At 51.4% G+C, this 8,799-nt stretch carries 7 protein-coding genes and 1 pseudogene; all 8 read right to left on the minus strand.

Translation table 11 applies throughout. From position 1 onward, the window contains the following. Positions 1-166: 166 nt before the first annotated feature. Positions 167-1,435: a Y-family DNA polymerase gene (locus tag IM284_RS22625; protein ID WP_193055949.1), complete on the minus strand. Its 1,269-nt coding sequence runs from the start codon at positions 1,433-1,435 to the stop codon at positions 167-169. A gap of 2 nt (positions 1,436-1,437) precedes the next feature. Next, positions 1,438-1,857 (minus strand): translesion error-prone DNA polymerase V autoproteolytic subunit, encoded by a 420-nt coding sequence (locus IM284_RS22630; RefSeq protein WP_020884462.1) that lies wholly within the window; start codon positions 1,855-1,857, stop codon positions 1,438-1,440. Between the two features lie 218 nt (positions 1,858-2,075). Continuing rightward, positions 2,076-3,635: a tail fiber domain-containing protein gene (locus tag IM284_RS22635; protein ID WP_193055950.1), complete on the minus strand. Its 1,560-nt coding sequence runs from the start codon at positions 3,633-3,635 to the stop codon at positions 2,076-2,078. Positions 3,636-3,692: 57 nt separating this feature from the next. After that, a complete protein-coding gene (locus IM284_RS23515) occupies positions 3,693-3,926 on the minus strand; it encodes a cor protein (protein ID WP_213743422.1) in 234 nt (77 codons plus the stop codon). Between the two features lie 111 nt (positions 3,927-4,037). Then, positions 4,038-4,712 carry a hypothetical protein gene (locus tag IM284_RS22640; protein WP_193055951.1) on the minus strand — a complete coding sequence of 225 codons (675 nt, stop codon included), beginning with the start codon at positions 4,710-4,712 and terminating at the stop codon, positions 4,038-4,040. Further along, on the minus strand, positions 4,712-5,014 hold the full coding sequence (locus IM284_RS22645) for a hypothetical protein (RefSeq protein WP_193055952.1): 303 nt from the start codon (positions 5,012-5,014) through the stop codon (positions 4,712-4,714). Before IM284_RS22645 ends, IM284_RS22640 begins: the two co-directional genes overlap by 1 nt. After that, positions 5,014-8,469 carry a host specificity protein J gene (locus IM284_RS22650; RefSeq protein WP_193055953.1) on the minus strand — a complete coding sequence of 1,152 codons (3,456 nt, stop codon included), beginning with the start codon at positions 8,467-8,469 and terminating at the stop codon, positions 5,014-5,016. Before IM284_RS22650 ends, IM284_RS22645 begins: the two co-directional genes overlap by 1 nt. A gap of 50 nt (positions 8,470-8,519) precedes the next feature. Continuing rightward, positions 8,520-8,799, minus strand: a pseudogene (locus IM284_RS23520) (tail assembly protein); the annotation flags it as partial.

Raw genomic sequence — 8,799 nt, forward strand, 5'->3', positions numbered from 1 at the left:
ACGAGTGGTTAGCTCAATGACTCACCGGGAGGCACCCGGCATCATATCCGTAAGCCCCTGTATAATTGCAGGGGCTTATTTACATTACAAAAGCATAGTCTTAGACATATTACTGTTAATACTCATAGCCGATAATTAGGCTCGAATGAATAGACCGTTTAAAGAATCATCTAACTTTTATTAGGTCTGAATACCTCGTAGTATATCGTGGAGATAACATATCCCGTTTCATCTGCCACTGCTGCTGTATGCCCTGCCCGGCAAAGTAAAGCGTTCCTTTTCCATCTTTCGCGTTCAAGTGATCGAGCACCTCCATCAACTTATCGCTTCCTGCGCGTGGAGCGTTCTCATCGAAAAGGTTCAACTGCGCCACCCCTTGGCTGAAAAAATCTCCCAGCATGATTCCAGCCTTTTGATAGCGATAACCATCCTTCCAGATTTTGTCCAGGCACTTTACCGCGGCGTTGATTATGTCGCGGGAATCCTGTGTAGGGGTGAGAAGCTTCATGGACGCGCTGTTACCGTAATACGGCTCATTAAGCGCAAAGGGAGAGGTTTTCACGAATGCAGATATAAAACGGCAATACTGGTGCTCGCCACGTAGTTTTTCAGCGCCACGAGCCGCATAGCTGCAGATAGCCTGACGCATCTGCTCATAGTCCGTGACGCGCTCGCCGAACGACCGACTGCAGACGATTTCCTGCTTTGCTGGCGCAAACTCCTCCAGATCAAGACAGGGTTCGCCGCGCAGCTCCCGGACAGTTCGTTCCAGAACGACATTAAAGTGCTTTCGAATAATCCACGTACTCTGCGCCGAAAGGTCGAGGGCAGTTTTAATGCCCATTGCGTTCAGCTTCTTACTTATGCGCCTACCGACGCCCCACACGTCCTCAACAGGAACCAGAGTAAGTAGTCGGCGCTGGCGATCGATATTGGACAGGTCCACTACTCCACCCGTTTGCCGCTGCCATTTTTTGGCGGCATGGTTTGCGAGCTTAGCGAGGGTTTTGGTCTGCGCGATGCCGACCCCAATTGTCAGGTGCGTACGCTTTAGAACTGTCGCGCGTATCTCTTTGCCGAAGTCAGTCAGATCCCGGCAGTTCCTTACGCCTGTCAGATCAAAAAAAGCCTCATCGATACTGTAAATTTCGACGCGGGGGCTCATTTCCTCCAGCGTCGTCATTACCCGGTTCGACATATCAGCGTAAAGCTCGTAATTGCTGCTGAAGCAAACAACGCCAGCGCGCCGGAAAAGCTCCTTTTGCTTGAAAAATGGCTCCCCCATGGTGATTCCTGCCGCTTTTGCTTCTGCGCTGCGTGCGATTACACAGCCATCATTATTTGAGAGAACGACAACCGGCCGCCCTCTCAGATCCGGCCTGAATACAGTCTCGCATGATGCGTAGAACGAATTAACATCACAGAGCGCAAACATATTCAGCTCGCAGATTTAACGATGAAAGTCACGACGCCAAACACGTCCAGCGTATCTTCACTGCCAACAACAATCGGACTATAGGCGCTATTCATAGGATTGAGCTGCACAGTCGGTCGAAGCTGCAGGCGTTTAACAGTGAATTCCCCTTCAACCGCGGCGATGACAATGTCACCGTGCTCAGCCGTGCGCGAACTATCCACCACCAGCAGATCACCGTCGCTTATCCCGGCTTCGATCATTGAATCCCCCGCGGCTTTGACGAAATATGTAGAGCTCGGGTGAGCGACAAGTAACTCATTGAGATCGATACGCTGTTCAACGTAATCAGCTGCGGGGCTTGGGAAACCACACTGTACTAAGTCACTGAAAAGCGGAAGAGCGATAATTTCTCGCAGTTCTGTTGGCCTGATGAATTCCATTGCACACACCTCAAATACTGTTTTTATATACAGTAGTTTTATTCGAGAGAGCGCGCAAGACAGAGGTACTACCCTGACTGCTTAAAGCTTCGCCGTTTCGTTTCTAAGTTTCTATGTCGCTTCGAATTATGAGTTTTGTAAATTTTATGGCAATAGCCCTTTGCGAGCAGATTTTAGCCGCCGCCCATTCTTGCATACGATGGGCAGCGGTTTTCTCATTATGAACCAGCAAAATTATTTCTAAGATCTGCAAGTTCTTTCTGTGTAGCTTCCAACTGCTTAATGACGAAATTCAGCGCCAGTACCGCATCAACTAACAGGACGTTGTTATCCAGCGCCAGGGTTGATGGCTTTTGTGTCTCGGTGCCATCCTCTTCAATTTCAATCCCTCCTGGCACCTCTTTCACGTAGTCCGGGTCAATCAGCATGATATCCTGGGCGATCACACCACGGCGAACGCGCTCCTTTTCATCGTTTTTGTAGATAAACGTAGTCGGTTTCATGGCTTTGATGTTTTCGACCGACGCTTTGCCATCTGTGTAAGTGATATCTTTTTTCAGGTTGGCATCAGATGTCGCTGATTTATTGAACACATAGTCACCAGCGAAACCGCCTGTTCCTGATACGTAGATATCGCCGGACACGAGATTAAATTGCCACGCTCGAGTACCTGCATTACCACCGTCGCCTAGAGTCATCATAACGATACTCGGCCAGGCTGATGCCCCATTCGCTACCGAACCGATTGCAGTCGCAGCATGATAGCCACCGGATGCGCCTGAGTGCCAACGCAGAGCAGGAACATATCCGCTGTCGTTATTCTGTGTCAGGTTAGGGCGGCTAAATGAAATATTGGTGTTGTCGGCATTGGCTATATCCATATACCCGCCACCGCCCCCCACACCAGGCGCCTGAACAGATTTACTACGGAATCGGCCATCAGAGTACCAGCGATAATCGGAATTTGTTGAAATGCCGTCGAAGATATTCATCTGTACGCGGTTTAAGTCGGTACCAGCTCCTCGAATGGCTCCCATTCTCCATATGCCCGCGTAATAGTTACCCGCAATCCAGTTTACATAGTTTTCTGTAGGGCCATCAGAGGACACATTTGACAGTGAGATAGATTTATTACCACCTGACCCACTCGCAATGCCAACTTGGTTCCCGGATGTTGCAATAACACTACCGGAAACCGTGCCGCCTGTTTTTCCGTTCACCGTAGTAAGACGTGAATCGTCGCCTGCGGCCACCGTTCCCGCATCTGTTCCTACGTTCTTCGTGGCACTGTTTCCCAAACCGAGGTTTGTGCGACTGCCTTCTGCCGTTGTTGCCCCGGTGCCGCCCTGGTCAATCGGGAGAGCACCATTGGTACCTTTCTGAGCCAGTTTGCCGATCCCCGGGATAGTTACAGAGGCGCCGTTGATCGTAACGGTAATGTTCTGGTTGGCTGAGGTTGTGGCGAACGTCTCCCACGCGCCAATGTTCTCGTCATACTCTTTGATGAGCTGCGACATCGCCTGTGCCAGTCCGTCGACAGAAATGTTGTCGGACACCAGGATTCCATACTTCTGACCACTGAGTGCCGGAGCGGCAGCAGGTGTAACAGTCATCGAGGTGGAGCTGTCCACGCTTGAGATCTGGAAAATTTGAACCGGGCTCGACATGACGATAATCGTCTGGCCAGCGCGAACCTGGCTGGCTGGCGCCGTCCAGTTCGTGCCAGTTCCGGTGGCGGTGTTTCCGTTAATTGCGATGGTGCCAGTGTTATAAAGCATACTTTCTCCAGGCAATAAAAAACCCCGCCGGAGCGAGGTTGTATTCGAATGGGTTGGTTATTTACAGGTAGTGCCAGTGAATGTATTTGCGCCTACCCAACGCCAGTTAAAGGGATAACCGGCGCGGTATTGCGTCTGGTTGTTTTGTTTTCGAACGCCGTAAATCATAACGGTATTTTCCTGACCGCCTACAATGGCCGTGCCGCTGCAAATAGGTTCCTGTTTCTCAAGTACACCTGCGCACCCAGACAACATCAACCCGCCTGCCATGCATATAATTAGCTTATTCATTTTGATAGTTTTCAGAGGTATTCAGTAGCTTAGACGATAACAATACAAACTGGGCGGGCATAATTGATTTGATAGATCAATTATTAGCTATTGATCGCTAAAAACGATCAGTTAATCATATGCTGCAGTATTAATAGCCGTGAGCGTTATTCCTGTTGTTGTTCCTCCAACAGGTGAGCCTCCAGCAATTTGGTTTCCAACAGGCCAGATCCTTGTCGTGCTTCCGTTGAAATAGCACCCCGTGTATGCCGTTACAGTAATAATCACAGGCTGCCCACCCTGTGACGTTTGCCATAACGACGAGCCGAGAATTCCAGGGGCCACGGCATAGGAACCGTTCAGAGTAACATCGAGATTAATCCCTCCTGCACCTGGCGTACCCACGGTAATCAAGTCCGTCAATACCCGACTTTCATTAGTGAGAACCACGCGTCCACTAGCGTCCCAGATTGCCATTCCCCATTGTGGCAGAGACTGAGGAAAAACAGCGAAAACATACACAGTCAAGACGAATGATTTTGAGCCTGTGTAGCCTGTAGGAGTTGATGCGGAGGCGCTTATTACATTTCCGTTTCTGCGAACCGCAACATATACAGCCTGAGACGCCCCTGACACGCGACAGAAAGCTATAGCCGGATAAGATGGGTCAACAGGAATTTCAACTGACGCACTGCCGTTTGTGTTGGAAGCAACTTCCGACCGATTGTATAGGCAAAAAGGAGTTGAGTATGGCGTCACAAAAGGGTTGCCATTTTCCATTAAGAGATAAGCACCATAATCAGCCATTATGCTGGCTCCATAAAAACGACGAGTTCACAGGCGGAAGAAGGGTAATTACCGATGCCAGATGAATTAGCGGGCGTCACATTAATAGTGTTGCCGGTTGCCTCTATATGTCGGCCAACAGAGGTTGTGCCCTGGTCAAGCGAAACAACAAAGCCAACTTTGTAGCCAGGCGGAACAGTAAAATCCCAGGAACCTGAATTTTGTGTGTAAGCGAGTTGAATTCGTCCGACAACAGATACAGGCTTAATCCCGTAGTTATTTGGCCGACCTAAACCGTCCCAAGTCTGAACCCCATAAGCCATCAGAATACCCCCGTTAATCTACCTATCTGCACGCGCAGGACGTTGCTTGCGTCCTTGACACTGATTGTCTGGTTGGTAATTTTCATCGCCCCTTCCCCCGCAGTAGAGCCGTAATTTTCGAACGTACCGGATTTATCCAGCCGCCATCCCTGCACGCCCGACACGTAATTATTTGACTGGATATAGTTGCCTATTTTGGCGTTCTCAATGGTACCGTCCTGGATGAAGCTGGCCCTGATGAACGTCTGCCCATTCTGGATCACAAATGGCAACGCCACGCTGTTTCCGGCAGCAGTGGTAACGGCAAAACGGTCGGCCAGGAAGATTACCTGCGACTGCATCCCTGATGGCGTATTCTCTACCCCGATCCCCATCCCCGCGGCGTAATACTGCCCGTTGCTTGAGACGCTAACCTTGATGTTATACATCGCCTTCAGGTCGCCGTTGACGTTCGCAATGGCCTCAGCGTTGGTGGTGATTGCAGAAGTGTGCCCGTTCACCGTCGCCGTTATGCCGTTTATCTGCGTGGCCGTGGCCTGCTGGTAATCAGAGAACGTCTGATTCAGGCTATTGATGGATGCCTTGTTGCCGTTGACGTCCGTCTGCAGGCTCAGCAGCGAGCGCGCCGTTGCCTCCTTCTCGTTAACGATGACCTCATCAATACGATCCAGCTGTGCGCTGTTACCGGCAACCGATGCCGACAGGGTTTTACGCGTGGCCACCTGGGCGAGATTGGCCTGGATTATCGCAATTGCCGAGTTCTTCACGCCTCCTGTCATGCCGTCCATCGAAACAGAAATTTCGTCTATCTTCATTTCGGCCTGCGCCAGCCCGTCAGCGTTCTCCTGGATGTCTTTCGCCTGCTGCTCGAGCTCGTCGGCGTGCTTTTTGATTTCATCCACCATGCCTGCAACTTTTTCGTTGCTGTCCACCGCGTTCTCGATCAGGTCTTTGAATGTGTCGGAGTCTTTAATTTCCTCCAGGATCACATCGGTGATGTCGGAAACATCGATGCTGGCCTGTCCTCGCACCCATTCTGTGTATCCTGATTCGTTGCCGCTGCGGTCCACCAGCTGCGCGCGGTACCAGAAAATCTGCCCAGCCTTAAGGCCCATCTGCTGATATTTGCGCTGCGGGTAAGGCACATCGGCCAGCAGCATCGCATCTTTTTCGGTCCCGGTGAGGCTGTACTGAATTTCCGTCTTCAGCGTGTCGTCGGTATTCGCCGGGAATCCCCAGTTGAGCTCGATACCGAATACCACGCTTTCAGAAGCGATGAAGCCAACCGGCTTCGGTGGATTGCCCACTTTACCCGTCAGCGTTTTCTCTTCTGAATAGCCCCAGCCTGACGAAATTTCGGCAGCATTGATGGCGCGCACGCGCACCAGGTAGCGCCCGGCATAAATCCCCGGGACGTCGAATGACGTGGTGGAACTGCGCGGCACATTAACCCAGTTCCCGTCGTTGCGGCGCCACTGCGCCTCATAGGCGATGGCATTTTGTACCTGGTCCCAACTCACGCGCATGGTTTCGACGCTGATATTTTGCTGCACCACGGAAAACGAATTGATCGCGATGTTGCCTGGTGGCGACTGGTTACCAGGAGGAATGACACTCACCGGCCGCTGATCTATAACGGCACCTGTATCGATACGGGCATATTTATCCGGATTGTGATTTGCCCCCGTGATGGTATATGTCCCGTCATTGTTATCGGTGACACTAATTACCCTGTACTGCTGCGCATAGAGTTCATCAGATTCAATAACCCATACAGCCTCAGCCTGCGGAAGTTCACTAAAGGCGGTTGTCACGGTAACCATTTCGCCGGACAGGGACTGAATCGTCCGGGATTGGGTAATGCCCGATGGCAGGTTTACCATTATCCTGTCACCGGCCTTAGCACTTGGCACCCGGTCAAGTTTGAGTACACGACCTTTAACTGCGGATAATCGACCGCCTAAATCTCGGCCAGAGAGATTTCGGTCAGCGACAGCAATTATGTAGCCTGGCTGAGGGATATTGCCGTCCAGACCAACGTCAAACATTACAACCCTGTCTTTATTGTTGGTCAGGATCCCCCAGCGCCCTTTTCTGTTAGCCTCAGACTGCCGGGTGCAACCGATGGCGGTGATCTCAAGCTGGTTGAAACCATAGCGCGCCACCAGAGCCTGCTCGAAGACGGGCTCCATTGCATCAGCATAGCCATTTGCCGGATCAGACCAGGATACAAGAGCGTTTGTGTAGCGACTCTTGGTTGTGCTGCTGGAGTAGACAAATTTGCCGTCGACTACGTTAGCGTGCGTGTAGGTAAAATCGACATCTCTGGGCATGTCTGCAAGGGCAACAATCTGGTCGTCTCCCCAGTAGGTCATACCTCGAAAAATGGCGGCAAAGTCTCGCAGGACGGTGTAAGCGTCATTTCGATCCTGAATGTATACGTTGCAGGTGTAACGCGGTTCAGTTCCGCTCCCCCCCTTACCATCCGGTACCGGTTGATCACAATACTGAGCGACCTGATAAAGCGCCCATTTATCGATATTGGCTGCTGTTAGCCGATTACCAAGGCCGAAGCGGTCAGTGACTACCAGATCGTAAAATATCCACGCAGGGTTATCCGTCCATGCCCACTTAAATGCGCCCGTCCAGGTGCCGCTGTACGTTCGTGTTTCCGGGTCATAGGTATCGGGCACACGAATAACACGCCCGCGGGGCTCGCAAGAAATTTGCGGAATTGAGCCATTAAACTGGCTCGAGTCAAATTCGATGTACAGAAGCGCGGTATTCGGATAGCGCAGTTTGGCGTCGATTACTTCTGTGAAGCTTTGCAGCGTCATCGTGTCGCCAATCTTAGCGCTATTTGCATCAGCGGTAATCTTGCGCAGCCTGATGGTCCAGGTGCTGCCCGCCTGAGGTAAATCAATACGGTGGCTGCGTTCATAACCAGAGGTGGTTTTCCCGGTCACGCTGGTATTTAGCACCGTCTGCCAGGTACCGCCATCTGTCTGCAGGTCAATTGCGTAGTTGACCGAATAGCCAACCAGATCGCCATCGTCCTCCTGTTTGAAGAGAGAAGGCCATTTTAGACGCAGGCGAACAGCTGAAAGCTGCGTATTGGTGAACGTGCGCGTCCACGCTGTAGAGCTGGAAACTTCGGAACCTACATTGATTTCATTTTCGGTACCTGGGATCCCTTGAATGTATTTTTGCGCCTGAGTTCCAGAACGAAACTCCCACGCCACGCCGCTGAAGTTCTGTGAACCATCTGCGTTCTCAAGTGCGGTGCCATCGAGATAAATATCGCGCGCGGTAAGTCCACCAGCAAACTCCCCCTCTCCCAGCGCGAGAAGGATTTTTGCCTTGGCAACTGACTGCAGGTCGTCTGGCTGTTCTGTAGGAGTTCTTGAGCTTGAACTGCCGCCCTTGCGGCCTTTAATAGCGGTTGCTATAGCCATATTGCGCCCATAAAAAAAGCCACCGGGAGGTGGCTTGTTGATAAATCTATTTACTGTTGGTCTTCTACATAGATACCGGCGGAGATGATCGCGCCACCTATACGGCGCCGTCCGTACAAGAGTGGTACCGGATTGCCCTGAGCAGTCGTATTTGTTACTCCACCAAAGGCATAACTGGCCTTGTTGTCTGCCGATTGCTTGCTGGCAAGTCCGGTTGTCTGTGGAGATAGCATCTGCACAACACCGCCGAGGGCCATCGCAGCGCCAAATTGCATTAGAGGAACGCCGACAGCACCACCGCCAAAGTATGACGCCACAGCACCAACTGCG

Origin of the sequence: Enterobacter cloacae complex sp. P12RS (assembly GCF_014895875.1) — a bacterium.
Classification (GTDB): Bacteria; Pseudomonadota; Gammaproteobacteria; order Enterobacterales; family Enterobacteriaceae; genus Enterobacter; species Enterobacter bugandensis.

Coding starts and splice junctions, on each gene's coding strand:
- IM284_RS22625 (WP_193055949.1), bottom strand. CDS start 1,435: ATGTTTGCGCTCTGTGATGTTAATTCGTTCTACGCATCATGCGAGACT.
- IM284_RS22630 (WP_020884462.1), bottom strand. CDS start 1,857: ATGGAATTCATCAGGCCAACAGAACTGCGAGAAATTATCGCTCTTCCG.
- IM284_RS22635 (WP_193055950.1), bottom strand. CDS start 3,635: ATGCTTTATAACACTGGCACCATCGCAATTAACGGAAACACCGCCACC.
- IM284_RS23515 (WP_213743422.1), bottom strand. CDS start 3,926: ATGAATAAGCTAATTATATGCATGGCAGGCGGGTTGATGTTGTCTGGG.
- IM284_RS22640 (WP_193055951.1), bottom strand. CDS start 4,712: ATGGCTGATTATGGTGCTTATCTCTTAATGGAAAATGGCAACCCTTTT.
- IM284_RS22645 (WP_193055952.1), bottom strand. CDS start 5,014: ATGGCTTATGGGGTTCAGACTTGGGACGGTTTAGGTCGGCCAAATAAC.
- IM284_RS22650 (WP_193055953.1), bottom strand. CDS start 8,469: ATGGCTATAGCAACCGCTATTAAAGGCCGCAAGGGCGGCAGTTCAAGC.